Source organism: Acaryochloris sp. IP29b_bin.148 (genome assembly GCF_028285565.1).
In the GTDB taxonomy this organism is placed as follows: domain Bacteria; phylum Cyanobacteriota; class Cyanobacteriia; order Thermosynechococcales; family Thermosynechococcaceae; genus Acaryochloris.
This window is the reverse complement of sequence record NZ_JANQOY010000241.1, coordinates 17253-43386: the sequence shown is the minus strand read 5'-3', so window position 1 is coordinate 43386 and position 26134 is coordinate 17253. Positions and strand designations below refer to the sequence as shown.

Genomic DNA, 26134 nt, shown 5'->3' with positions numbered 1-26134 from the left:
GTGAAGGCTTGACTTGATGTTTACAGCATATTCAATCCATGGAGGGGGATACCAGGATCTAAGGTCTTAACTATGGCTCCAGTCGGTACTACTTTTTGGTAGTTCTTTTGGACTAGAAGGTGGATGATGGATGTGTTTTTAGACGATTCCTACCCCGCCAACGAGGGCCGCCGTTGTCTCTGCCCTCTGTGAGTTGGCTTCCCAGGGCTAGCAGAATCCACTACAGTAAAGGTCATTGGCCAAAAGTACAGTGGGTTATTGTTTTAGCTGTGTTTGCATTGCTGAACCCTCCGAGTTCCATTACCGCACAACTCTTGCTGGTGGGCATATGGCTAGGAATTGTGATCGGAAGTGCTGAACTCCTGAAGCGACTGATCACAACTGATCCTGAAATCACGCGTAAAGTGGTTCATATTGGCACAGGCAACGTCATCTTGTTGGCTTGGTGGCTGGATATACCCACCTGGGTCGGCATTGCTGCTTCGGTCATTTTTAGTATTGTTACCTTGTTGTCTTACCGCTATCCGATTCTGGCCAGTGTAAGTGGTGTGGGTCGCAAGAGCTTAGGCACCTTTTTTTATGCCTTGAGCATTGGTATTTTAATTGCCTGGTTTTGGCCCTTAAAGCTGCCTCAATATGCAGCGATTGGCATTTTAACGATGACCTGGGGAGATGGCTTAGCGGCCCTGATTGGCCAGCGTTTTGGCCGGCACCCTTACCAAGCCTGGGGGATGAACAAAAGCTGGGAAGGGTCTTTGAGTATGGTGGCGGTCAGTAGCGTTATTATCTATGACATTTTGTCGATTACTCAGGGTCATGGAATGGCCACTTGGATCAGTGCGGTGTCTATTTCGCTAATTGTGTCGACGTTAGAAGCTTTTTCCAAATGGGGCATCGATAATTTGACGGTGCCGCTGGTCAGCGCCGCCCTCGCCTTTGTGATGAATGAGTTTTGGTTACCATAGACCTAGCAAGGGAGGACGCATCGTGAGACAGTTTGCCCAGTCTTGGGCTGCCAAGTGGTTTTTCTTTTTTCTATCAGGTGCGATCGCAGTTTATGTCCTCCGCGGGCTAGAGGTGGTTACTTTTTTTCCTGGGTTTGTGATTTGGGGGCTAGTCTTGCTCGCCATCATCGCTGGCCTATTGGCAGCTTTAGAAAATCTTCGGTAAGATTCACCGATCTGATAGGTCTCAGAGGCTGTGTGAAAAGTTTTAGTACTCCTTCGCTAGCCTTCGAACCATGAGTCGAATCATTGCCACATACACAAGCGCTTCAGCTGTTCTGGTCAAGACCTCATAATCTTTATTGAGACGTCGAGACCACAACAACCATTCAAAAGTCCGTTCCACAATCCATCGTTTGGGAACCACCTGAAACCCGGCTAGATTATCCGAGTGTTTGATCTACTTCTAAGACATATTGAAAACGGTCCATCACCCACTTACATAAAGGCTCGTCCTTGATAGCCCGCATCGGCCCATAGCCGAACCAGACGGCCTAGACTTGCACCTTGGCGTCAAGCTTTCCAAAATAGTATTTTGGTCCCTCGTTGGTCAGAGATATTCGCAGCGGTGACCACTTCAACCATCAGGATCAACCCTAAAGTATCGACAAGCACATGGCGTTTGCGGCCTTTGACAATTTTTCCACCATCAAACCCAATGGAGTGACACCGGGGATTGCCCACTTTGACCGATTGAGCATCGCAGATGGCGGCACTGAGACTCGGATGACGGTCTTCACTCACTCGCACTTGCATGCGCAGATGGATATTGATTTGACGCCAAGTGTCATCACCGCGCCATGTTTGAAAATAGCTGTACACCGTTGACCAGCAGGGAAAATCATGAGGCAGCTGTCGCCACTGACAACCGGTAACCACAAGATAAAAGATGGCATTCAGCACACTGAGCATATCAGTGCTTCGAGGTCTGCCCCCTGGTTTAGCAGCGGGAATCTGGGGTTCGAGTAATTCCCATTGCCCTGCGGTTAGGCCGCTATCGTAAGCTGTAGACATTGCTCTCAAGATCCTGTCGGAAATTCTACAGACACATTACTTTCTTGAGACCTTCCCTGACTTTTCAAACAGTCTCTGACATCTGAATCATTACAGTAGTTTTTAGGTGCTGTCTAAGTTGGAAATTATTAATATTCATAATATAAGCTTAAGTCAACAGAATTCATGAAAGTAAAATATGTATTATTGGAGTCATGTAGTTTTTGATCGATTAATAATATATTGTTTTTTCTAGAAATATGCCTTTCAAAATCTGTACTACTAAAAGCTCAAAAAACCTTGTCTTTCCGTTTGCTTTAAAAATAATTTCTTGCTGTATTTTGTTTACATAATCTTGCTCTGTGTCTGCACAAATAATTCCTGATAGCACTCTTAAGAATACAACTATTACTAGCAAAACGGGATCAATAACTACTATTGATGGCGGCAGTCAAATAGGTGTCGATCTATTTCATAGCTTTTCTTCATTAAATAGTAAAAGAAATGAAGTTATCTATTTTAATAACAAGAATTCAATTATTAATATATTTGCAAGAGTTACAGGAAAATCAAGTTCAAATATTGATGGAAAAATTCGATCAAATGGTACAGCAAATTTATTCTTGATAAACCCTAATGGTATTATATTTGGCCCAAATTCTAGTCTTGATATAGGGGGAAGCTTCTTAGCTACAACAGCTGATGGTATTAAATTTAATGATGGATATATATATAGTTCTTCAAAAAAAAATATAGAACCACTGTTAGCGATACGTAATCCTATTGAACTATTATTTTCATTGGAATCAGCTAGTATACAAAATCAATCTTTAGAAGGCTTATCTGTTATACCAAGCCGAACTATTAGCTTGATCGGAAAAACATTAAAGCTTGAAGGTGGTAATTTAATAGCTCCTGATGGACAGATAGTATTAGCTTCTGTTGATTATGATAATAAAATCTCATTCTCTCAAAATCACTCATTCCCATTTGATTTAATTTTTAATTTTGATAATGTATTAAATTTTGAAGATATTTATATCTCAAATTTATCGATTTCAGATGTTAGTGGAAAAAAAGGAGGTGATATTCAAGTCTTTGGAAGAAATATTTCCCTTAAAGAAGGAGGAAGAATTCAATCTTTGACTTTCGGGCCTGGTAAAGGAGGGGAAATTATTGTGAATGCATCAGAGTCTTTATCATTACTAGGTAACACAAATCTTAATAGTCCACTAGACACACGTTTCAAGAGGTTTGGTTTTCTCATTCCACAAAAGACAAGCATTCTTTCATCAACGCTAGGGACTGGCCGTTCTGCCTCTATTAAGATTGATGCGAAGACACTAAATATCCATGATGGAGCTGATATTACAACTGCCACTGATAGCTTAGGAGCTGCAGGTGATATATCAATAAATATTTTGGAATCTATGAATATTTCTGGAGAAGCACCTATTATTGATTTAGTCCAAGATCAGATTCCCTTCAATAACCCTATTACAAGAGATTTTCTTATAGATGCATCAGTCTCCAGTGCAATTCGTTCTCGTACACCGCTTACACTCGATGGAGGACAAGGAGGAAATATTGAAATCAGTACTGAGAATTTAAATCTCATAAATGGAGGTTTCATTTCAACTGGTTCAGATAAAGGGCAAGGCGGAAAATTAACTATTTCTGCTTCTGGAAATGTAGAAATCTTTGGGTCAACAAAAAGTGGTGCAGCTACAAGTTTTCTTACTGCAGCTACAAATACTAATAAAAATGCTTCTGCTCTAACACTTAATGCGAAAAATTTATTTCTTCGAGAAGGAGGAGGTATAACAGTTAGTACCTTCTCATCTGGGAAAGGTGGAGATATAACTATTTCTACTTCCGAATCTGTTCAACTTTCTGGAGTAAGACGAGATGGTCGGTTTCCCAGTCTAATAAATTCAGGATCATTTGGTAGTGGTGATGCTGGATCAATTCTGATTAAGACGAATGCATTTATTGTTGAAGATGGAGCTGAGATCTCTGCGCCTGCATTGAATCTGGGAAATGGAGGTAATCTTACCGTACTTGCTAAATCAGTTGATGTTTCCAAAGGAGGCAAAATATTAACCTCATCATTAGGTTTTGGGAATGCAGGTAACATCAATGTCTCTGCTGTAGAGTCAATTCGAATTAGTGGTCAAGAGAGTGGTTTATTCGCAAATACTGGAGGAGATGCACAGGGTGGTAATATCTTCGTCAAAGCTAGAGATTTAACCGTACAAAAAGAGGGAAAATTCGTTACGACAACTAATGGTCGTCAATCTGCTGGGAATATTGATCTAGAAGTACAAGATTCAATATTAGTTGAAGGTCATAGTAGTGGTTTATTTGCAAATACAGCCGTTGGTTCTACTGGCCCAGGTGGCAGTATTACTATTGATCCTAGAATAGTTTTAATAAAAGACGGTGCAAAAATATCGGTTAATAGTGAAGGAACTGGACCAGGTGGTAGTATATTTTTGGGCTCGAGTAATTTATTTTTAGATAGTGGTACTATATCTGCTAATTCCAATAACAATATTGGTGGTAATATCTCTCTTTCGATTGAAAATTTTATTCTGCTACGTAATGGAAGTAATATATCGACTACTTCTTTGGATGATGCTACAGGCGGTAATATCGATATAAAGGCAGATTTTATCGTTGCAGCACCAACAGAGAATAGTGATATTACTGCAAACTCTTTTGGAGGAAAAGGTGGACAAATTAGACTTTTTACTGATGGAATAGTTGGGCTAAGAGTACGAGAACAAAATACAATCTTTAGTGATATAACCGCTATATCTCAAAACAATCCACAATTGAATGGAAGTGTAATAGTCAGTACTCCTGAAACAGATCCAACGGATAATTTAACTGAACAATCAGAAGTTGTAGAACCTCGTCAAGAAGTTGCCCAAGGTTGCCGACCTGGTCAAGCTCTTGGCGGCAGCACCTTTGTCCACGTTGGTCGCGGTGGTCTCCCTCCCGGCCCTCACGGAACCCGAACTCCCAATAACATCTGGCAAGACCTCCGCACTTACAACCTGCAAGCACCAAACACTGTGGATCCCTACTCTATATCTTCTCTGCCAACTTCATCGCCCAAAATTGTGGAAGCAACAGGTTGGATTAAAGACTCTCAAGGTCGGATTTATCTGTCCGCGCGTGTACCTCATCCTGCACACAGTCCCCAACCCGCAGCCGCAACTTGCTAGCGTCCTTAGCTTAACATCACTTACATTCAGAGTTTTAACAGCATGGATGGTAGCCAGGATTCACAACCCAACTCTTGGTCGAGAGCGATTAAAACCGTGGAAAATCATGTAAAGGGAGACTTCCAGCCTCCCGGCAACTTACATTGAAGAAAGATTGCTTTGATTAGTGACATAGTCGGGGTTTTGGGGTTTTTCCCGTCGTCTCAATCCTTGCCTAATGAATGTTGCTCTAAAGACGGTATATCAGCGTTTCCTCTGCTTTTAATCACTCTCCTTGAGAGCTTTACTAATTTCTCAAGCAGCCTCTCAAGGCTATGGGGTATCACGGGCTATCTTGGGGGGATGAATCCTCACCCGTTGGCGGATGTAAGTCATCAGTAGAGGGTATTTGTTGTAAATAGGGTTCGATCGGCACAACTGTGGTCATTTGATTGAGAATCGCTTCAATTTCGCTGAGATATTCACAGTCAAACCGATTCTGAGTCGATAGAACTCGCTTCAGGGCATCGATCACTATTTTTTCGCAGGCATCAGCAGTTAATCCCATTTGGCTCTGATGCCCCACCATAAAGTGGTGCAAAAAATAGGCATATCCTCCGGTCATTAGACCTTGGAGGAGGGTATTTTCTTGCCTGAGCGTTTCTAATTCTTGTTCCAGTTCTTCCATCAGTGGGTGTAGTGCTATCGAGATACAGGGGCCGCTAAGATTCTTCCATGAATTCAGCTTCTTAGCATCTCAGATATGTAAAGTACCCTCCTTTTCTGAACTTTGCGTGTGGCGTTGGCCAGTTCTGCGTAGGATATAGAGAGCAAGACGAAAGTAATGGTAGCGAAAAAAGTATGAAGCGTTGGTTGGCGATCGCAATCCTGACTCTATTCACCTGGCTAGGTCCCGTGAGTATGGCCGCTCAAGCCCAGGAATTAGCCAAGGCAACCTTTGCAGGTGGCTGTTTCTGGTGTATGGAAAAGCCCTTTGATATCCTTGACGGCGTCGTTTCCACCACCTCAGGGTATACCGGCGGTCAAAAATTAAATCCCACCTATAAAGAAGTATCGTCCGGGAAAACCGGCCATGCCGAATCTGTACAGGTGGAATATGACCCGAGCAAAGTCAACTATGAAACGCTGCTAGAGACGTTTTGGCACAATGTAGACCCCTTGGATGCTGGGGGACAATTTTGCGATCGCGGCGATCAATACCGCACCAATATTTTCTATCACTCCGACCAACAGAAAACATTGGCAGAACAATCCAAGGCTCAATTAGAGGGGTCGGGACAGTTTGCCACCCCTGTGGTCACAGAAATTGTAGCGGCTGAGACCTTCTATCCTGCGGAAGACTATCATCAAAACTATTACCAAACCAATGCCAATCGGTATCGCTTTTATCGATATAGCTGTGGTCGTGATCAGCGCTTAACCAAGCTTTGGGGCGAGTAAATTGATGGTTCTCTACGAGGTGTTGTTAAGTCCCCGGCTCAATGCTGTAAACGGTCTGTGTCAGCTCTTTTATCGATTGATCGGTCCCCCTTCAAGCAGTTAATTCTGCTGAAACGTTCAGTCGGGCAATCAACTTGGCCATACTAAGAGCAGGTGTTGGTTGAGTACAAGGACTGAATTGAGTGTGGTTGCAACTATTCTAGATATTCCCCAATTGCTAATCCAGGCCGAGAGTAGCAGCAAGCATATTGAGCTACAGTCTGGATCAGAATACGCCTTAGGACGCCATCCCAGCAACGATGTGGTGCTGAGCGATCGCTGTGCATCACGCCAGCATGCCAAACTGGTCAGCCTCCAGAATGATCATTACTGTTATGTGGATCTGAATAGTCGCAACGGCTCCAGACTCAAAGGCCGATCGATTAAGCAACCAACTTTACTCCAGCATGGCGATCAGATCAAAATTGGCGATACTCGGTTGATTTTTCAAGATAGCGTGGCTCACCGTTCCACCGGGGGTGGTTCCGATACGCAAGCGCCTGTTTTACTCCTGCAAGCCGATGCACTGCAAGGGAAAATCTGGCAAGCGATTTTGCGATCGCAAGCCATAGATAGCTTCTGGGAATCGGCTGACATTGATTTGAAAGCCTATTTACCTCGCAAAGTGGCCGCAGCCGCCCTGCCCAAACTGCTGGTGCTGGACACTCATATTTTTGGCGATCAAACCTATGCACTCTGTACGTGGTGCGCCCAGACGTTTCCCCAACTCAAAATCCTTGTCACCAACAGTCAGGAACGCCAAATTCTCGTACCTGAACGACAAAAGGCCACGCAGGCGGGCTGTTTAAATTGGTTTCCTGCTTTTCGAGAACCCAAATTATTAGACAATGTGGCTGGAATTGTGGTGCAGGTGAATGGGGTCATGAATATCCTCGGCAGCACGCCCCGCCAAGACAAACTATTTACCGCTTTAAAGTCCTTTGAACAACTGCTAGCAGCAGTGGAGGGTCTCACCCCCCTAGCCAAAGTGCCCCCTCCCGCATCGCCAGGTGCCGATCCGGCCCACCAAAGTACAGACTTAGTAGATTCAACCCAAATCAGCACTCAGCGCTAGCTCTGCCTGCAAGAAATCAATAAATTGACGAGCGGTGCGACCGGAACGGCCATTGTGCCGAGTGGCCCACTGCAAAGCTCGAAATTTGAGTTCTTCTGGAGCCAGATCGAGATTGGACCGCCGAGCCAGATGAAATACCATGCGCAAATAGGTGTCTTGATTGGCAGGCTCAAAGGTTAGGGTGAGGCCAAAGCGATCGCTTAAAGACAGCTTTTCTTGCACCGTATCCCAAGCATGGATCTCATCTCCCTGGCTGGGCCGAGGCCGATCCTCAAAGAATTCCCGAATCAAATGCCGTCGGTTAGAGGTGGCATAGACAATGACATTTTTTGGCCTAGCGGCAATATTGCCTTCCAAGACCACTTTGAGAGCCTTATAACTTTCTTCATCTTCTTCAAAGGACAAATCATCGACAAAAATAATAAACTTTTGGGCGCAGTTTTGCAGGTGCGCCAAGACTTGAGGTAGCTCAATCAAGACGGACTTGCGGATTTCAATCAAGCGCAGGCCGCGATTGCCATAGAGGGGTAATAACGCTTTAATCATGGCCGACTTTCCTGCCCCTCGGCTGCCGTAGAGCAAAATATTAAGGGCGGGATAACCGAGCAACAGCGCTTCCGTATTTTTGATCAGCTGATCGCGCTGATCTTCATAGCCCACCAGTTCATCCATCGCTATCCCATCGGGATAAGGATATCCTTGTAGCTGTCCTGCCGACCAACTAAAGGCTCGGTACTGAGCCATCTGACCACAGCCAAACTGTCGGTGATAGTTTGCTAGGGCCGGAAGGGCCTCTGCCCAGTTGTCATACCCTGTGAAGAGGGTGCCTTGCAGAGCATTTCTAAGAGGAGTTGACCCCGCTAATGGAGGGAGTGTGGGACCCCCCAGTTCTTGAATGGCTTCAACCAGTCCATCTCCGTTCCATTGCCAGAGATCTTGCAGCACTTGTAAATCATGGCGAGCAGCGTCTAAGAGTTCTGGAGGAAGGTCCTCCAGAGGCTGACGTTGAACCCCTTGGGTAAAGGGGTTGTCCGCCTCCAAGACCGCCTGCACCACAAACTGCTGCCAACTTTGCTGGCGAGCGGCCAGCGCTGTAAACAAATCCCCATAGGCTGGGAGGACGTCAAGGAGCAAAGATGGATCGGTGACCTCTTGCGAGTCTGAGGGGGCGATGGTCTCCGACCGGCCTTCAGCCATCGCAGCCAACATAGTGTTTAAGGTTTGACCCACTTGATTCTCTAAAACAGATGAGTAGAGCAGTAAAGAGGCAGCCTGTTGTCGTAAAGCATGAACCCATAGATAGCCAGGAGAAGAAGGCATCAGCACATAGCAGAGAGGAAGTACTGCTTCAGTGTATGGCACCCGGTCAGGCTAACGGTTAGACCTTAGAGCTGAAGCTTTCGGAATCCAAGGTCAAACGGTCGAGGATTCATCCATTTGGAGGAGGGGATAGCTACCGAAAACTTTGAGAACCTCCGTATGGGATGCCAATTCATCCAAGGCCGACTGAAAAAAGCGGGTGTCTAGGGCGGCTTCAGCATCGACAAAAAACACATATTCTCCCAGAGACCGCTTACTCGGACGAGATTCAATCCGACTGAGATTGATATGCCGATCATTAAAAATTTTGAGTGGCTGCAACAAGGCTCCAGGAACATTTGCAGGCAGACTAAACGCCAAGGACGTATAGATGGGGCTATTTTGCGGGACACTGATGTGGAGCTGGGAGTCCTTGCGACTCACCATCCAAAACCGAGTGCAGTTATCGGGATGATCTTGAATCGATCGCTGCAAAATCGGCAGTTGGTAGAGTTGGGCCGCATGTTCAGATGCGATCGCAGCAATGGTTCCTTCCTCATCTAGATATTGCAGGGCATCCGTGGTTGAGGTCGTAGGCACTAACGTTGCTTGGGGTAGGGTTTGCTTTAACCAAGCCTGACATTGCCCCAAGGGTTGCGGATGGGAGTACACCGCCTGAATCGTCTGTAAGGTTTTCCCCTGAGCAATCAGCACATGCTCAATCGGGAGTACGAGTGCCTGTTGGATCTGCAAGATGTCCAATTGCCATAGGGTATCGAGGGTAACGGAAACACTGCCTTCAATTGAATTCTCGACGGGTGAGACGGCGATTTGGGTGTGGCCTGCAGCGGTGGATTGTAGCGCTTGCGCGATGCTGGGACAGGGACAGAGAAGGGGGGTAGCCTGCTGCGTACGTTGGCTGTACCAATCGGCATAAGCTAGTGCAGCTTGCTCAGCATAAGTTCCTGCAGGCCCTAGATGGGCAATGGTTAGCGGCATAGACATCCCTGAACGTACTCATAGTTTATCTGGGTTTGTTGAGGTTCACGGACCCAATCTCCCCACGAAGTAGCCAAAGAAATGTAAAATTACCTTAACAGTTCTGTTATATTCTCGTTTATGCAACTTAACTTTGCAGCCTCTCACTCCGTTCTGATCACAGTTCCTGAAGCCTCGGTGCCGATTCAGCACTATTTACGTCAGCCTCAGCGACTCGTTTATGCGCTCACCGATCGAACTCGAGTTGAGCGTCTGTCAGAGGAGTGCTTTCGCCTGACGATGCGGCCACGGGAATTTATGACCCTTAGTTTTCAGCCTGTTGTCGATTTGAAGGTCTGGACTGAACCTAATGGGACCGTTCATTTGCAGTCGGTGGGGTGTGAAATTCGCGGAATTGAGTATATTAACAATCGCTTTGATCTCACCTTGCATGGGAAACTCTATCCTCTGGCGGTAGAAGGCCCTAGCCAGCTGATGGGCAAAGGTGATGTGAGCGTCAATGTGGAGCTACCGCCGCTGTTTTGGATGACGCCACAGCCGATCTTAGAAGCTGCGGGTCAGCGCATTCTCCAGGGTATCTTTTTAACCTTTAAACAGCGTCTGGGTCACCAGCTTGTCAATGACTATTTACAATGGGCTGGCACCTCGAAGCTATCCACGGTGGATGCAGCACAAGGGTTATCTGCCAATCCTTCTACCTATTAACCGCCTGTAGGGTGCGAGACCTGACCTGGTTACGTCCGTGCTGTTTCGCAGGGTAAAGAGCTTTATCCGCCGCTGCTAGAAGGTCTATCTCTGAATACGGTGCATTTGGGGTGACCGTTGCCACACCCAAACTTAGCGTGACGCGCGATGCGTGTAGGTGCGGAATCGCATAGTTTTCAGACAAGATGATTAGAAGTGTAATTGTAGTTTTTTATAAGTATCGGTTCACCCATCTCAAGGGAGGCGGATCCTAAGGTTGAGTGATCATCAGTAACGAAAAGTAGGGAAGTTTCAGCGTGGGGTATTGCTCTAAATTTCGATAGATTTGTTGCTGGGGCGTACTAGCGCGAACCACGACGCAACTAGTCTGTAACAAATTCCTCTCCTGTAGTATCTGCCATACGGCTGAGTAAACGCGACTGACCTTCAGCAGAACCACCACATCCGCCCAAGCCAATGCATCTGTTAAATCAGCTAACCGCTGAAGTGCGGGTAGAATCGCGAGGCGGTCGCGTTGATACGTTAGCGGCATCCCCAAAGCGGCAGCGGCTGCCATCGGCGAACTAATCCCTGGAATCCGCTTAATCATGGCTTGAGGAGATAAAAACAGGAGGGTCTCAGCCAGATAGGTAAAGGTGCTATAAACACTGACATCCCCTTCACAGGCAAAGGCAACATCGTGCCCTTGCGAAAGCGCATCCCAAACCGTCAGCGCTGCCTGCTGCCAAGCCTCTTGGAGAGTCACCGTATCCTGCACATAGGGAAAAACCAAGGGTAATCGACGTTGTGACGTCAGCCAAGGGGTGACAATTTGCTCGGCAATACCGGGTTGACCGTTGATACCGGCAGGATAGGCAACAATTGGACATTGTTGTAAACACCGTAAGCCTTTGATGCTCAATAATTCGGGGTCACCGGGTCCGACACCGATCCCGTACAGTATTCCAAGAGGGGATTCTACCAAGGACGTTCGTCTCGTAGTGATCATTGATGATATTCATCGAAGCATATAACTATGCTGTTGCCCATTTAGCGGAATTGATGATGGCGATCCAACAACATGTGTTGCTGGTGATCGTCCCTTTGAGCATCGCCATTTTAGTGGGCGGGAGTTTGGGGTGGCAATGTGCTCGTTGGTCGGATCAAGAAGCGTGGTTCCCTAAACTTGCAGTCATCACAATTCTCAACCTGTTTAACGGTTTGCGGGTCATTCCTAGCTTAGCCATTTTGTTTTTGGCGATTCCATCTCTCGGTCTGACTTTTCAAGCCGCAGCGCTGGCGCTATCTGTGTTAGCGATTCCACCCGTGTTGTTGGCGACAGAGGTGGGATTTAGAACCGTTCCAGGCATGGTTCGAGAAGTGGGATGGGCCACCGGGATGACACCCTGGCAGGTGTTTTGGCACGTGGACATGCCGCTGGCATTGCCCTTGGTCTTAACTGGGGTGAAAACAGCGACGCTAGAGGTGATTGCGAGTGCAACCTTAGCCGCCTTTATTGGGGCTGGCGGGTTAGGATCTTTTATCACGCTGGGATTTGCAGTGAATTCTCCTGCCATTCTCCTGGTCGGTGCGATTCCAGTTGCCCTGCTGGCAACGATGGCTGAAACATTGCTCAATCAGCTACAGCAGTGGATCCAAATCCCGCCTCAATCATGAATTGTGCCATCAGGCATCGTGGTCCCTTTCAGCAGTGCTTCATAGGGATTGGCTCGGCATAAGTTGGCCCGGTATAAGTTGGCTCGACAGAGATTGGCTTTGCGCAGATTGGCTTCTAAAAAATTAGCTAAGCCTAAATTGGCTTCAATCAAATTGGCCCCTTCTAGATTGGCCTTATTCGCATTCGCCATGTAGAGGTTTGACCGCATCATGTTGGCTTGAAAAAAATCAGTGCGGGAGTTTTCGGTCGCCTTGAGATTAGCGCCCACAAGGTTGGCTCTCCGAATGATCGCTTTTGATAAATTGGCTTTATGACATTTAGCTTGGGACAGATTCGTTTTATATAAATCCGCGCCCTCTAAATTGGCACATTCGAGATTTGCCGCCTCTAAATGAGCATGGATTAAATCGGCCATGCGCAGGTTCGCTCCTTGCAAGCAGGCTCGAAATAAATTAGCTTGCCGTAAATCAGCTCCTTCTAGGTTGGCATAGGCTAGATTGGCTTGATCCAAATTGGCATATTCAAAGACATGGCCGCTGAGGTTGGCCCCCGTGAGATCTGGTCGAACCAATAAGTTCTGGGACCGCCAATGATTCCAAGCTTCAACGCCTTGCTTAATTAACTCGAGATGGGCTGCGTTGGCCATAGGCAATCCTTGTGGAGTTTGGTCGAAAGTGAATCGCGTAGAGGTGCCTAACGTTGCTTGCGTTTGACATAACTGGTTTGAATCAGCCCAGATTTGAGCGGCTCACCAATTTCACGTTCCATGCGGATGATTTTGCGGGTGAGATATTCAATCGTTTGGCGCTTCACCCATCCCCGCTCCACGATAATATCGCCAAATCGCATGCCAGTGGCCTCCTGATCGTTTAAGGCAACATCGACTTGAGATTCAGTGAGTAATCCGGCATCAATGAGGTAACTGCCGAGGCGCTTGGTTAAGGGATCATAGGAAAGCATAAAGGGTATTATCTGAGTGAATTCAGAGCATTATATCGAGCTTAACGCTTTTTGCTTCTATTCATTTTAGATAGCAAAAAGAGCCAGAGTTATCTATATTTAAAGTACCCCTTTGTCCGTTGAACAGATCAATTGAACCCATGTCTGTCCTACGCTAGGGAGCGCCTCCATACGGTGCTGATTCAAGCTATACCCGCTAGAACACCATCCACGAAGGCGACGTTAGCGGTCACAGATTGAACATCGTCTAGATCTTCTAGGGTATCCATCAGTTGCAGTAGAGACTTGGCCTGCGATACATCAGTGACCATTACTGATGTATCGCCAATCCAGCGGATTTCTGCATCGACCACCTGGAAGTTCTGAGCTTTGAGGGCAATGGTCACTGCTTCCAACTCAGGTACTGTGGTACTGACTTCTGCGATCGCGTGTTCTTCTTCCTCGACAAATTCATAGGAATCAGCACCTGCCTCGATCAAGGACTCTAGAAAGCGATCCTCATCCACTGGCCCCAGCACAGAAATAATGCCTCGTTGCTGAAACATCCAGCCCACGCAGCCCGTTTCACCGAGGTTTCCCCCATATTTGTTAAAGGCGGCTCGCAGGTCAGCAGCGGTGCGATTGCGATTATCGGTCATGGCCTCAATCAGCAAGGCCACCCCACCAATCCCATAGCCTTCATAGAGAATCTCTTCCCACTGATCCCCTTCAGCGTCTAATTGGCCGGATCCTTTGGCAATGGCCCGCTCAATATTGTGATTAGGAATCCCTGCGGCTTTCGCCTTATCAATGGCCGATCGCAATTGGAAATTGCCATTGGGATCAGCGGAGCCATGTCTGGCGGCGACGATAATCGCCCGAGAGAGGCGAGCAAAGACTTTCCCTTTTTTGGCATCAACCCTAGCTTTTTGCCGTTTAATGTTTGCCCATTTGCTATGTCCTGCCATAGGTAGATATAAGAAATCGACAACGTGCACTCGTGATTTTATAGCATGGTCTTGTCAAGCGGTGAACCAGTTGACAGGTCCCTTCACTCCTAGAATATTCAAGCTATAATCTATCGCATTCTCACCATACACAGACTTTGAGTTCCACGATTCACCACCGTAAAACCCAAGGCGCACAAACGCGAAAAGCCATTTTGCAATGTGCGATGGATTTAGCTTCTGTGGACGGGCTGACAGGTCTTTCTATTGGCAGCCTTGCCAAGGAACTGAAGATGAGTAAAAGTGGCTTATTTGCCCATTTTGGCTCTAAGGAAGCCCTCCAGCTAGCGGTGATTGAAGAAGCCCGCATCTTAGTGCTACGACAGGTGGTCCGACCGGCCCTCCGTACGCCTAAAGGCTTACCGCGTCTGTGGTCTCTCTGCGAAGCGTGGTTGCACTATACGGAGCAGCAGCTTTTTCGGGGCGGCTGTTTTTTTGCGGCCACCTCCACCGAATTTAATAGCCGTCCTGGGATTATCCGCGATCGCTTAGCTGAAATTATGGCTGAGCGAGAGCACACTTTTGCTCGATTAATTGTGAAAGCCCAACGAGCAGGAGATATTCATGACAATACTGATGCTCGTCAACTGGCCTACGAGCTGGATATGCTCTTATTCGGAGCCAATTGGGCCTTTCAGCTCTATGAAGATCCAGCGGTGATTATGCGATCGCGGCAAGCGATGCGGCACCGATTACAGGCTTGCGCGACCTCAGATCAGTTTGAGCAGACGACACAAGCTTTCCCTTGATGTGGCTAAGGGGATTTGCTGGGAGATCTGACCACCGGACTATTGGAATGATGCGGTTGCGGAGCACAGATTAGAGAAGCGCGGCTACTCCGCTCCCCCAGCCAAAACGTGATCGGTCCTACTAAGCCAAAAATAACAAAAGAGGACGCAAGAATCATTTTCTTCGAACTGGTCTGCATAGTTTTGATATCCCCCACGAAACTTGAACGATTTGTTATCCTTCGCTTAACCAAGCGAATCACAAAACTATCACTATACCGCATTCTTTATCGTATTTTAATATTTATTGAGAGATTAAATCGATATTGACTGAAAAACGCTGATTATCAGAGATTTACTGCGATTAGATCCTTAGGTTGAGGTCCAAGTAAGGATAGATTAGGGCCTCAATCCATGCCGGTTGCTCAAGACTCTCCATCCTTTATTATTTTTTGGATGGGGCAATGCTTTTGATCCGATCAGACACGAGTTCCCAGCGAATTTGCTGGGTATTAGCTTTTTCCTGCAGTGTTTCGGCCAAATGATCCAGAAGCATGTCTTCCCGCTGCGTGGTCATCAGTTCTATCTCCAGCACAATTTGCTTGGGTTTCCCGAGCGACTCTAAACTTTCACTTCGCCAAGCCCGAAGCATCATATTGGCTGTATTAATGGAATCAAGAAACACGTTGCGAATTTTCTTTTCTTCGTAAGTCTCACAAATCAGTACGAACCGATAGATACTCGCAAATGATCCAGGTTTGTGGGGACGAAATTTCAACTGCTCCACCAAGGGCCGCATCACCAAGTTTGAGAACACCACTGCTGCTGCCCCCAAATAGGCGGGAAAGAGAAATCCACCCCCTACAAGGGTACCGATGGAGGCAGAACACCATAAGGTCGCAGCCGTATTTAAACCCCGCACACTCGTGCCTTCTCTTAAAATAACCCCCCCTCCAAGAAACCCCACTCCAGAGACAATCTGAGCTGCAACCCTGGTGGGGCTAGAGTCTTGAGCATGCATCATCGACATCATTACAAACATCGATGAGCCAATACAGACCAAAACATTTGTTTTCAGAACAGCACGAGTCTGTCGCCACTGCCGTTCGATGCCGATCGCACTTCCCAAAATCAGAGCAACGGTCAGCCGTAAGCCGAAATCGATCCAAGTCATGCAGAAATTGCTCAGTAATGCGTTTCGATTCTGGCGCAGTTAGGTTAAGGCAAGGCTAAGAAAACCCCGCATCATGATTAAGCGATCATGATGCAGTTGGATAAACGCTGTGTAGGCAGTCTGAGTTGCCTACACAGGCGTCAAAGGCTGTTAGAAGGCGAGATCATCCCCTGTAGCGTCATAGCGTTCGGGCATCACTCTATCCCGATCACCCTGGGCAAAGTTAGCGTGGGCCTCAAAGTCTGCGAGTAGCTTTTGCTTAACGTTAGGGTCGTAGCCTAAGAAGAAGTTGCGCCAATTTTCATTGGTGGGTTGGCCATGTTCCAAGATCGAACAGACCCAGGATTTCTTTTCTTGTCCTTTCAGAATCGGTTGCAACTTAACCGCAAAAATCGACAGGGCAAAAAAGCGATCGCCACGCGGCTTACCGTAGGCCCAGTTCATTTGGGAGTGAAACTGATTAAAATGCTCTCCAAAGGAACCACAGAGGGAGCCCTTGGCGGTGAATTGCAGGGGGGACTGATGAAGGAGCTGTTTTTGTCGGCTGACTAAATACACTAAATAGCGGGTTTTAAGAATGACCTCATCAGGATTATAGGCATCCCGATCAAACGGCCCTAAGAACGCACGGTCTTTGCGTGCAAACATCAGCAAGGGGGACCGTCGCAAGACCACTAAGCGAGCTGTGAGACTGCGATAGCCTACTGCTACCCCTCCCGATAAGAAATAGGCATCATGGGACTGCCATTCGGGGGTGGGTTGGAAGTCTACAGCCGCAGCATTATCGGCAGAGATAAAGAATCCGGCCTGCTGTGGATCTTCATGATTCAGCACTTGTAAGTAGGGCAAGGGCTGATAGGCAGGACCATATTCATCCCCGGCAAATTCATCAATCGGAGCAGGTCGGGTGAGGGTGGTGGACATCATCATTGAAATCTCCTTGAACAAGTAGTGGATGGTGAAAAAAGCGGGAGTTAGGCAGCCCATTGGGTACAAAATGCCAGGCTGTTATAGCCCTGCATATACTCTGGATGCTGGGGATATCGAGGGAGCCTGGCTTTCAAGGCATCCTCTAGCCCTTGGTAATAGGGGCTGGTGTATTGGGACTCTAAAAAAGCGATCCGGCGTTGAAACATAGGACAAGTGACATCGCAATGAGTAAAGGACGTGATTCAGGATGGGGACCACGACAAGGTTCATCAGGCTTTATTAGTATATTTGTATTATAGCAGTACAAATATACTATTTCAAATCTTTTGTAATCTCTACACCCCAGATCTGCAAGCCATTCCAGTTCCCCCCTCTACTTAACCCAAAACTTAAGGGTTCGTTACGGAGCGACAGTTGCGATTGATGTGCCTTTGGAGAGTGCCTTCGGCGGTCCCCAAGAGCCTCCAGACGATCCAAGCAAGACCGCTAGGCATACGCGATCGGGAGAGACATCCACTAGAGTAGAGGTGGAATTTCACGTCTTTAACTAGGGTGAGCTGTGGCTTACGAACCGCTGCATCATAAATATCGACCCCAGGTGTTTGCCGATTTAGTGGGACAAGATGCGATCGCAACCACGCTCACCAACGCCATCCAGTCCCAGCGCATTGCCCCGGCCTATCTGTTCACTGGTCCCAGGGGCACAGGTAAAACCTCTAGTGCCCGGATCCTGGCTAAATCCCTCAACTGTCTACAGAGTGAACACCCCACCCCGACTCCCTGCGGTGTCTGTTCAGTCTGTCAAGAAGTGGCACTGGGTACCTCCTTAGATGTGATCGAAATTGATGCTGCCAGCAATACCGGAGTCGATAATATTCGCGACTTAATTGAACGGGCTCAATTTGCGCCAGTGCAATGCCGCTTCAAAATCTACTGCCTTGATGAAGTGCATATGCTGAGCACGGCAGCCTTCAATGCCTTGCTCAAAACCTTGGAAGAACCCCCGGATCGGGTGGTATTTATTCTCGCGACCACCGATCCGCAGCGCGTTTTGCCCACAATTATTTCACGCTGTCAGCGCTTTGACTTTCGCCGGATTAACCTCCAGGCGATGGTCGAACATCTTACCTATATCGCCAACCAGGAAACTATTGCCATTACCCCTAGCGCAGTGGAGTTGGTTGCCCAAGTGGCCCAGGGAGGCTTACGGGATGCAGAAAGCTTATTAGATCAGCTCAGTTTATTGGCGGGTGAGATTGACAATAACCAAGTCTGGGACTTAGTGGGGTCCGTGCCAGAGCAAGCGTTGTTGGCGTTGCTGCAAGCGATTGTGGCGCAACAGCCCGCCGCAGTCATCGAACGAACCCATGCCTTACTCAATCGGGGCCGCGAGCCTTTAACGGTTCTGCAAAATCTAGCTGAGTTTTATCGAGATTTACTGATTGCCAAAACAGCTCCCGATCGCCGGGATTTGGTGGCCATGACCGCAGCAACCTGGACAGATCTCTGTAAGCTGGCCCAACAGTTTGAGGTGGCTGATATTCTGGCCAACCAACAGCATCTGAGAAGTTGTGAAGGGCAGATTAAAAACTCGACTCAACCCCGGCTCTGGCTAGAAGTTTCGCTGTTGGGATTGCTGTCTACAGCAACGGTTGCTGAACAACCCACCGTTGCTCGGCCGCCCGTCTCAGCCGTCTCTGCCTCGCCAGCGGCCGATCTGCTAACGCCTGTCCCTCAGGCAAATAATGGCACCGCTGCTGTCGCTGATGCACCAGAGCGGCCTGTTGAAGCTTCGCCGTCGCCAGCGCTCTCTAAAGCCTTATCTACGGAAACCCCAGTCCCAGAGGCGGAAGAGGCCCCAGCTGCTCGCGAGACGGAGCCTGCTGCTCTACCAGCAGTTGAAGCGATCCAGACCAGCCCATCGGAGACGATCCAACACTCACCACTGGAAGCCGCCGAACTAGACCCTGAGCCGCTGATCCATGGTGTTGAGGCACCCACTGAGCCTGCTTCCAAGTCAGAAGGGCGATTACCCACGCCAAGGCCAACGCAACACCCGTCCCCTCGCCCTGCCACACCTACCCCACAGCCCTCTAGCACACCCGCTCCACCGCCGCCTACTGCTGAGGTCGATCTGAATAGCACTTGGCAACAGTTATTAGAAAAGCTCAACTTGCCCAGTCGGGCCTTGCTGAAGGAGCATGGTCAATTACTGTATTGGCAGGGGCGGGAAGTTCGGATTGGTATCCGCAAGACCCTGTTGCGATTAGCCCAGGGGAAAGTGGCAGAGCTGGAAGAGACCTTCGAAGCATGCTTTAATCGCAAAGTTAAAGTCACCTTAAAAATCCTGACCGAAGAACAAATCCAGGCGCAGTCATCCCGCCCTCAGTCTGCCAAAGTGTCCTCTGCCCCCTCCACTGTTTCTAGCCCGACAACACCCCCTGCGCCGCCAGCACATCAACCGACAGCCGTGGCGGATCCGCCACAGCCAGCATCCAGTTGGCAAAGTACGGATGAATTCACCTCAGCCGCCCGCAGCTTTGCCCAGTTTTTTAACGGTGCCTTGGTGGAGATCGAGCCAAAAAATGACAGTGCAAACAACGATTGAGTAGCTTTTAGCTCAGCACTCCTGTCCTGGGTGAAGACACAAAACTCAAAAGCTCCCCAATCGTGTGTAGTGACCCTAAATTGTTGCATCGTAGACTGAACGATTCTCGTTCTGCTCAAGCACAAGACTCAATTTGCTCCTAGTGTCAGTGCGCTCCCCGATACTCTAGTCCACCGTCATACTGTGATCCTGGTAGTCCTCGTGGTCCAGTCGGCCCTTGTGGACCTCTCTCTCCTTGCTCTCCTCGCGGTCCTTGTCGCCCTGTTAACCCTTGCCTACCCTTTTGTCCTGCTAGCCCTCGCGGTCCTCGCGGTCCTTGTCGCCCTTGTCGCCCTCTCTCTCCCTGTGGCCCTGTTAACCCTTGCCTACCCTTTTGTCCTGCTAGCCCTCGCGGTCCTTGTCGCCCTCTCTCTCCTTGCTCTCCTCGTAGTCCTTGTGGTCCTTGTGGCCCTTGCTGGCCTAATTTTCCTGTATCTCCTTTGGGGCCTTTCTGACCTCTCAAAGAAGTTTGGGTTGTGATGGGTTCTCCTTTGGTAAAGCTAAATGTTAACGTTCCGTTATCATTTGTCTTGATAGCTTTGATGCTTTTTCCATCTATGCCATTCTTTCCATTCAAGTTTTGAGTCGTTAGGGTTTGTCCATCAGTGAGGAATATTTTTAAAGCCCCATCGTTCTTATTCTCTATTTTCTGGATACCGACACCGGGAGGGCCTTTTGGTAGAGATAGATCCGTGATGACTTCTTTCTCATCATCCAATAGAAGTTTCAATTTTCCATCAGCAGTTTCTGATAAAGTCTTGATTCCTCGGCCAGGTTTGCCCTGTATTCCACCCACAGCAACAACTCTTTTATTTAGATCTTCAATTGAGCTGTTCATGGCTTTGCAAAGTTCTCTGGCATTGACTTCATCACCAAAACCTTCTGCAATATAGCGAGTAGTATTAGCTAGGCCACTAACTACAACTACGCCTGCAACCAATACAAAAGCTATGTTTCCACATACCACCCCCCACTTCCGTTCCTGGATATTGTATTGAATATATTGGATGTAATCTCTACCAGCTTGGATTAAGTCTCGTCCCGCTGCCGCTGTTTGACTTACATGTGTTTTTGGATGACTAACCATAGTTCCCCTTTAAACCAATAAAGCATCAATGAATTTATTGTGAGCTTCTCTCCACAGGCGCATATTCTTGAGTTGGACCACCATTTGTCTGGCTTTTTGCAAGATAAAGAGCACCCGCAGCGCCCCCAAAAATCACGATCATAATGGGAATCAAAATTTGGTTATTAGAACCCCGCTGGCTTGAATCTGTAGTGATAGTTTGGTCTCGGGCTGCTTGACTCAAATTACTGCCAGCGCTTCCTGATTGATTAATTTGAGGATATTCGGTTTTTTCTTGATTCATAAATACTCGCTTTTTCTTGTTGCCTTATTAATGTATTCAGTTAATAAATACATGCTTACGTGAGAAAAAATATTACTTTACAATCCCAAGCAGTAAATCAAAGTTCATGTCAGCTATCAACTCACAAAAACAACGCATAAATACTGATTAAAAAAGATTTTAATGGTAGCTATTGAAAGAATTTAATGTTGAAGCTAGACAATTTATTGCATTGATTAGAGGATTTTATTCAGTAGTTAATAGCATTGACAAGCAAGGGTTCTAGCTATTTATGTATGAAGTGTTTAGCAAAAAAATAGCTTCGCTTTTTAAGACTGTTTTTGGCGAAAGCTAATTATCTTCTTTGATGGATAACACATTTATTTCTGTGATAAAGATCACATGTTTTTGCAATATTCCAAGGAGATGTAAACATTCTGCATCTGCATCAATGATGCTTCACCCATTGATGCAGATAAGGTAGGAGCTTGCCACCTATCAGTTCGTTCGTTGCTTTTAACTAGTCTTCTGCCTAAGAAAAAACAGTATTGTCTCCTTATACCAATTTCGTATGGAGATAAACTGTTTGACCCAAATGATTGACCAAATTTCAATGCGTTTGGCGATCTATACAGGTCATTTAGCTGGGTAATTGGTATTATGGCAAAGCCCTCAAGAAGTTTTATCTGGAGTCCTGCACTCGGGTTTTGAATAAATTGTTGTCATCTTTCCAACTGCTGAGCGTAAAGCCTGGCATAGCGAGAACGATGATCGACCATCAGCTGTTGATGAGTGCCTGATTCGACAATCTGCCCCTGCTCAACCACGAAAATACGATCTGCGTTTAAAACGGTTGTGAGGCGGTGGGCAATCAGAATAACCGTGCGATTGCCCATGAGATTCTCAAGGGCAGTCTGAACCAATGCCTCTGACTCCGTATCCAACGCGGAAGTGGCCTCATCCAAAATCAAAATGCGGGGATTATGAAAAATGGCCCGTGCGATCGCAATTCGCTGCCGCTGTCCCCCTGAGAGCGTCGTACCTTGTTCCCCTAAATAGGTATGAAAACCTTGGGGCAGTCGTTGAATAAATTCGCTGGCATTGGCGATGTCAGCGGCTTTCTGGACCTGGGCTAAATCAAAGTCAGTCTGACCATAGGCAATATTCTGGCCGATCGTACCTGAGAATAAATAGGTATGCTGCGGCACGATACCCATCTGCTGATACCAACTTTGGCGAGTAACAGTTTGCAGATCAATCCCATCGATCAGAATTTGGCCTGCCGTCGGCTGATACAGGCGTAACAACAGATGAGCTAAGGTTGATTTCCCAGCACCGGATGGGCCAATTAGGGCGACGGTTTCTCCAGCTTGCACCTGAAAACTCAGGTTCTCTAACACCGGTTGCTGAGGATGATAGGCAAAGGATACCTGCCGAAATTCCACTGCCCCTTGAATCCGGGGCAGTGGTTGGGCATTCTGAGGTTCAGGATAAGACGGCAGATCGAGGAGAGCCTGAATGCGATCGATGGAGGCTTGTCCCTGCTTAAACTTGTTGTAGTTTTCGGTGATCAGATTAATCGGATCGATGAGTAAAACTGCAGCAGCCACAAAGCTAATAAACTGACTGGGGGTCAACTGTCCCAAACTGATTTGCCAGCCACCTAAGAGAAAGAGTAGCGAGACTGCGATCGCTTCAATAATGCCCACAATCGGATATTGAATCGCCTTAATCCGCTCGACGGCAAAGGTGGCCTGGCGGCTCTGGCGAGCCACCTGCATAAACCGCTCCATCTCATAGTCTTCAGCGCCGTAGGCTTTGACCACTGCCATACCGCTAAGGGTCTCCGTCAGAAGGCTAGCCAAGCTGGCCACTTGGGTCTGACTTCTGCGGGCAAACGCCAACAAGCGTTCACCAAACCAGCCAATCACCCAGCCCACCAATGGCGCTAAGACCAAGGCGGCGACGGTCAAGGTCCAGTTGAGATAAATCATATAGGCCAGAACCGCCACTAGCTGAAGAGTACAGGGCACGGATTGATGAAAGAGTTGGTTGAGGATTTCACCAATACGATCAATATCTTCTGTTAACCGATAGACCAAATCGCCCGTGGCGGCCTGCTGGAAATAGGGCAGTTCTTGCTGCTGTAATTGGGCATAAACGCGACGACGCAGGTTCAAGGTGATATCAAAGGCGACTTGAGCCATCAACACATCTTGGCCATATTCAAATCCACCCCGAATCACAAAAAACAGACCCACGACAACCGGTAAATAAAGGAGGGCCTGGAGGTTTTGGTCTCCCACATACTGGGCCGCTTGCCCGATTAGAAAAGCAATCATCGGCATGGATAGCACATAGACCACCGTACAGATCAAAGCCAGGGTCAATGATCGGCGATACACCCGGATATGGGGGAAAAGTGCTAAATAGGAGAGATGAGAGTTCAACAGCAATTCAGTCCATCACAGCAGCTTTCGGCATCAGACCAGTAGGATAGAGAAATAGCCCGCTGGGCCAAGCACAGCTTATAAGATCGAACCCAAAGCCCCCCATACGACGCATTGGTACTTACCGAGCTATCAACCTGACGATTGAGATTTGCCCATGACATCTCCTAAACCTTCTCCGTCAAAGACCTTCCTAGGGAATGTGACGCAGGTGGTTCGTACCATTCAAGCGAAAGCAGATCTGTCAAAGCTTACCCTGAAGCGGAATGCTCGGGTGCCAGAGTTAAAAATTAATTCTGGTGAAGGGGAGCCCCAAAGCTATCCTCTGATTAGCGATCGCTATATTATTGGCCGCAGTGCCCGCACCTGTGACATTGTGATTCGCAATCCCATTGTCAGCCAGGTGCATGCCTCGATTCAGCGAGACGGTAAGCGCCGCACGTTTTTGATTCGGGATGAGCAATCCACCAACGGCATTTTCCGCCGCAAACGCCGGGTAGACTCCCATGCCTTGCGCCATAAGGATATGCTGACCCTCGGCCCCGCTGCTTTAGAAGCTGCAGTCAGTGTCGAATATATCGATCCACCGCCCTGGTACGTGCGAGGGATGCGCTATCTCCTCTATGGCACCGCAGGCGTTGTGGGTTTAACCCTCATTGTGGTGGCTGCAGAATGGCAGAAATTCACGGTTCGCCCCTTACCTACGACCAACCAAGGGCCGATCGTGGTTTTGTCCCGAGACCAAACCCCACTGGCACGACGCCGAGACACAGTCCATGGCGAGTTAAAAAGTCTGGATGAATTTTCCCCCTATATTGTGGACGCCTTGTTGGCCTCGGAAGATAGTCGCTTCTATTGGCATATGGGCGTCGACCCGATTGGCATTGTCCGGGCAGTGGTTACAAACGTGGCTGGCGGTAGCCTGAGAGAAGGAGCCAGTACGATTACCCAACAGCTGGCCCGCAGCGTCTTTCGCAGCTATGTGGGGAGTGAAGACACCCTAGATCGAAAATTCCGAGAGGCAGTCGTTGCTCTTAAATTAGAGACCTACTACAGCAAAGACTTTTTATTGCTGACTTATTTGAATAAGGTCTATTTGGGCATCTATGCCAATGGGTTTGAAGATGCGGCCCGCTTTTATTTTGATAAGTCTGCCAAAGACTTAAGCATTGCCGAATCCGCTACCCTCGTCGGTATTTTGCCCGCCCCTAACGCCTTTAACCCTGTTCAGGACTACAATGCAGCCCTAGAATTCCGCAATCGAGTCATTACCCGCATGGCTCAGCAAGGTCGAATTAGCCAAGAAGAAGCCAATCGCGCCCGTCGTTCCCGCATCGAGATTAGCCCCAAGGCCCGAGAAGAACTGCAAAGTGTAAAGGCCCCTTACTATTACAGCTATGTCTTTGATGAGTTAGAGGAATTATTAGGGGCCAGTCTGGCCCAAGAAGGCAATTTTATTGTCACCACTAATTTAGATCTGGCAGTTCAAAACACAGCCGAACAAACCCTGGCTAACGCTGTCGCCACCTCTGGTTCAACCTTTGGCTATTCTCAGGGAGCGTTACTGACGGTGGATTATGAAGCAGGAGAGATTATTGCGTTAGTGGGCGGCACCGACTATAGCAACAGTCAGTTTAACCGCGCCACCCAAGCCCAGCGGCAACCCGGTTCAACCTTTAAGCTGTTTGGCTATACGGCAGCTGTGGATGCCAATATCTCTCCTAACAAAACCTATTCCTGTTCTCCGTTTACCTGGCAGGGACAAACCTTTACTGGCTGCCAGAACGGCGGCAGCGGCAATATTGATATGTTTCGGGGGTTTGCCCTATCCGAAAATGTTGTGGCTTTGCGCGTAGCCCAAGATGTGACCATTGCCAGAGTGATTCAAATGGCACGCCAACTGGGAATTACCTCTCCCCTGCAGGCAGTTCCAGCTCTAGTATTGGGGCAAAGTGAGGTAACGCCTCTGGAACTAACCCGGGCGTTTGCTATTGTGGCGAATCGCGGTCGTCGTCATACTCCCCGCGCGATTCGTCAGGTGCTCGATGCCGGAGACTGCAAAGATTCCCGCTCTATTTCTACCTGCCGAGTGATCTATGACAGCACCCAGAATACTAGCACCCAGGTGCTCGATCCAGGGGTTGCCGTGGTGATGCAAGATATGATGCGCCAAGTGGTTCAATCCGGGACGGGGCGAGGTGCTGCGGTTGCCTCAGGGGCTGCGGGTAAAACGGGCACCACCAATCTAGGACGTGATCTATGGTTTGTGGGTTACGTGCCTCGCCGCAATTTATTAACGGGCATTTGGCTTGGCAATGATGACAATAGCCCCACCTCTGGCAGCAGTGCCCAGGCGGCGGATGTGTGGGGCGGCTATATGCGGCAAATCATTAATCAATGACAGAGGGTAATGATGAAAGTTATATTAAGATATGTTATCTATTCTTACAAAAAATCTTAAGATTA

Annotated in this window: 24 protein-coding genes and 1 pseudogene; 10 read left to right on the top strand and 15 right to left on the bottom strand. The window is 47.9% G+C overall.

Annotated elements, in window-relative coordinates; all coding sequences use genetic code 11:
• Positions 1 to 269: 269 nt before the first annotated feature.
• Together Q0986_RS21985 and Q0986_RS21980 are read left to right on the top strand one after the other, a co-directional pair.
• Positions 270 to 965, top strand: a complete 696-nt coding sequence (locus tag Q0986_RS21985; RefSeq protein ID WP_299416060.1) for a diacylglycerol/polyprenol kinase family protein — start codon at positions 270 to 272, stop codon at positions 963 to 965.
• A 22-nt stretch (positions 966 to 987) separates the two neighbouring features.
• Positions 988 to 1170, top strand: a complete 183-nt coding sequence (locus Q0986_RS21980) for a hypothetical protein (RefSeq protein ID WP_299416057.1) — start codon at positions 988 to 990, stop codon at positions 1168 to 1170.
• 42 nt (positions 1171 to 1212) lie between these two features.
• Here the strand turns inward: Q0986_RS21980 and Q0986_RS21975 are convergent.
• Positions 1213 to 2018: pseudogene (locus Q0986_RS21975) on the bottom strand (IS5 family transposase).
• A 341-nt stretch (positions 2019 to 2359) separates the two neighbouring features.
• On the opposite strand from Q0986_RS21975, the gene Q0986_RS21970 reads away from it, so the two are divergent.
• On the top strand, positions 2360 to 5230 hold the full coding sequence (locus Q0986_RS21970; protein WP_299416054.1) for a filamentous hemagglutinin N-terminal domain-containing protein: 2871 nt from the start codon (positions 2360 to 2362) through the stop codon (positions 5228 to 5230).
• 322 nt (positions 5231 to 5552) lie between these two features.
• Here Q0986_RS21970 and Q0986_RS21965 read toward each other — a convergent pair whose 3' ends face one another.
• Positions 5553 to 5897: a hypothetical protein gene (locus Q0986_RS21965; RefSeq protein WP_299416051.1), complete on the bottom strand. Its 345-nt coding sequence runs from the start codon at positions 5895 to 5897 to the stop codon at positions 5553 to 5555.
• Between the two features lie 173 nt (positions 5898 to 6070).
• On the opposite strand from Q0986_RS21965, the gene msrA reads away from it, so the two are divergent.
• A complete protein-coding gene (msrA, locus tag Q0986_RS21960; RefSeq protein ID WP_299416045.1) occupies positions 6071 to 6670 on the top strand; it encodes a peptide-methionine (S)-S-oxide reductase MsrA in 600 nt (199 codons plus the stop codon).
• 184 nt (positions 6671 to 6854) lie between these two features.
• Entirely contained in the window at positions 6855 to 7784 is a 930-nt protein-coding gene (locus Q0986_RS21955; protein ID WP_299416041.1) for an FHA domain-containing protein, read from the top strand.
• Here Q0986_RS21955 and Q0986_RS21950 read toward each other — a convergent pair.
• A complete protein-coding gene (locus tag Q0986_RS21950; protein WP_299416038.1) occupies positions 7758 to 9104 on the bottom strand; it encodes an ATP-binding protein in 1347 nt (448 codons plus the stop codon). The genes Q0986_RS21955 and Q0986_RS21950 overlap by 27 nt on opposite strands.
• 93 nt (positions 9105 to 9197) lie before the next feature.
• On the bottom strand, positions 9198 to 10082 hold the full coding sequence (gene pheA / locus Q0986_RS21945) for a prephenate dehydratase (protein ID WP_299416137.1): 885 nt from the start codon (positions 10080 to 10082) through the stop codon (positions 9198 to 9200).
• Positions 10083 to 10202: 120 nt separating this feature from the next.
• On the opposite strand from pheA, the gene Q0986_RS21940 reads away from it, so the two are divergent.
• Positions 10203 to 10787 (top strand): DUF1997 domain-containing protein, encoded by a 585-nt coding sequence (locus Q0986_RS21940; protein ID WP_299416034.1) that lies wholly within the window; start codon positions 10203 to 10205, stop codon positions 10785 to 10787.
• On the opposite strand, the gene Q0986_RS21935 is transcribed toward Q0986_RS21940, so the two are convergent.
• Together Q0986_RS21935 and Q0986_RS21930 are read right to left on the bottom strand one after the other, a co-directional pair.
• Complete coding sequence (locus tag Q0986_RS21935) at positions 10777 to 10971, bottom strand: GGDEF domain-containing protein (RefSeq protein WP_299416030.1); 195 nt, start codon at positions 10969 to 10971, stop codon at positions 10777 to 10779. The two genes, Q0986_RS21940 and Q0986_RS21935, sit on opposite strands and share 11 nt — an antisense overlap.
• Before the next feature lie 66 nt (positions 10972 to 11037).
• Positions 11038 to 11775: a precorrin-2 C(20)-methyltransferase gene (locus Q0986_RS21930; protein WP_299416025.1), complete on the bottom strand. Its 738-nt coding sequence runs from the start codon at positions 11773 to 11775 to the stop codon at positions 11038 to 11040.
• A 2-nt stretch (positions 11776 to 11777) separates the two neighbouring features.
• On the opposite strand from Q0986_RS21930, the gene Q0986_RS21925 reads away from it, so the two are divergent.
• A complete protein-coding gene (locus Q0986_RS21925) occupies positions 11778 to 12443 on the top strand; it encodes an ABC transporter permease (protein WP_299416020.1) in 666 nt (221 codons plus the stop codon).
• Here the strand turns inward: Q0986_RS21925 and Q0986_RS21920 are convergent.
• The 3 genes from Q0986_RS21920 to Q0986_RS21910 form a co-directional block, all read right to left on the bottom strand.
• Positions 12434 to 13090, bottom strand: coding sequence for a pentapeptide repeat-containing protein (locus Q0986_RS21920; protein ID WP_299416016.1), 657 nt, complete (start codon positions 13088 to 13090; stop codon positions 12434 to 12436). The two genes, Q0986_RS21925 and Q0986_RS21920, sit on opposite strands and share 10 nt — an antisense overlap.
• Before the next feature lie 47 nt (positions 13091 to 13137).
• Positions 13138 to 13404 carry a hypothetical protein gene (locus tag Q0986_RS21915; RefSeq protein WP_299416013.1) on the bottom strand — a complete coding sequence of 89 codons (267 nt, stop codon included), beginning with the start codon at positions 13402 to 13404 and terminating at the stop codon, positions 13138 to 13140.
• Positions 13405 to 13586: 182 nt separating this feature from the next.
• The gene (locus Q0986_RS21910; RefSeq protein WP_299416132.1) at positions 13587 to 14351 is read right to left on the bottom strand and encodes a YebC/PmpR family DNA-binding transcriptional regulator; all 765 of its coding nucleotides are present in this window, start codon (positions 14349 to 14351) and stop codon (positions 13587 to 13589) included.
• Between the two features lie 137 nt (positions 14352 to 14488).
• Here Q0986_RS21910 and Q0986_RS21905 point away from each other — a divergent pair, with 137 nt between their 5' ends.
• Positions 14489 to 15139 (top strand): TetR/AcrR family transcriptional regulator, encoded by a 651-nt coding sequence (locus Q0986_RS21905; protein WP_299416009.1) that lies wholly within the window; start codon positions 14489 to 14491, stop codon positions 15137 to 15139.
• A 424-nt stretch (positions 15140 to 15563) separates the two neighbouring features.
• On the opposite strand, the gene Q0986_RS21900 is transcribed toward Q0986_RS21905, so the two are convergent.
• From Q0986_RS21900 to Q0986_RS21890, 3 genes are all read right to left on the bottom strand, one after another.
• Complete coding sequence (locus Q0986_RS21900) at positions 15564 to 16292, bottom strand: MgtC/SapB family protein (protein WP_299416005.1); 729 nt, start codon at positions 16290 to 16292, stop codon at positions 15564 to 15566.
• A gap of 150 nt (positions 16293 to 16442) precedes the next feature.
• Positions 16443 to 17222: a DUF5895 domain-containing protein gene (locus Q0986_RS21895; protein ID WP_299416000.1), complete on the bottom strand. Its 780-nt coding sequence runs from the start codon at positions 17220 to 17222 to the stop codon at positions 16443 to 16445.
• A 44-nt stretch (positions 17223 to 17266) separates the two neighbouring features.
• Positions 17267 to 17428, bottom strand: coding sequence for a hypothetical protein (locus Q0986_RS21890; RefSeq protein WP_299415997.1), 162 nt, complete (start codon positions 17426 to 17428; stop codon positions 17267 to 17269).
• A 353-nt stretch (positions 17429 to 17781) separates the two neighbouring features.
• Between Q0986_RS21890 and Q0986_RS21885 the strand changes: the two genes are divergently transcribed.
• Complete coding sequence (locus tag Q0986_RS21885; protein ID WP_299415994.1) at positions 17782 to 19830, top strand: DNA polymerase III subunit gamma/tau; 2049 nt, start codon at positions 17782 to 17784, stop codon at positions 19828 to 19830.
• Positions 19831 to 19975: 145 nt separating this feature from the next.
• Here the strand turns inward: Q0986_RS21885 and Q0986_RS21880 are convergent, their stop codons facing one another.
• The 3 genes from Q0986_RS21880 to Q0986_RS21870 all read right to left on the bottom strand — a co-directional run bounded on the left by Q0986_RS21880 (position 19976) and on the right by Q0986_RS21870 (position 23668).
• Positions 19976 to 20956, bottom strand: coding sequence for a hypothetical protein (locus Q0986_RS21880; RefSeq protein WP_299415991.1), 981 nt, complete (start codon positions 20954 to 20956; stop codon positions 19976 to 19978).
• A gap of 34 nt (positions 20957 to 20990) precedes the next feature.
• Positions 20991 to 21239 carry a hypothetical protein gene (locus Q0986_RS21875; RefSeq protein WP_299415988.1) on the bottom strand — a complete coding sequence of 83 codons (249 nt, stop codon included), beginning with the start codon at positions 21237 to 21239 and terminating at the stop codon, positions 20991 to 20993.
• A gap of 701 nt (positions 21240 to 21940) precedes the next feature.
• The gene (locus tag Q0986_RS21870) at positions 21941 to 23668 is read right to left on the bottom strand and encodes an ABC transporter ATP-binding protein (protein ID WP_299415983.1); all 1728 of its coding nucleotides are present in this window, start codon (positions 23666 to 23668) and stop codon (positions 21941 to 21943) included.
• Between the two features lie 157 nt (positions 23669 to 23825).
• Here Q0986_RS21870 and Q0986_RS21865 point away from each other — a divergent pair, with 157 nt between their 5' ends.
• Positions 23826 to 26069 carry a PBP1A family penicillin-binding protein gene (locus Q0986_RS21865; RefSeq protein WP_299415978.1) on the top strand — a complete coding sequence of 748 codons (2244 nt, stop codon included), beginning with the start codon at positions 23826 to 23828 and terminating at the stop codon, positions 26067 to 26069.
• The last annotated feature ends 65 nt before the right edge of the window (positions 26070 to 26134 follow it).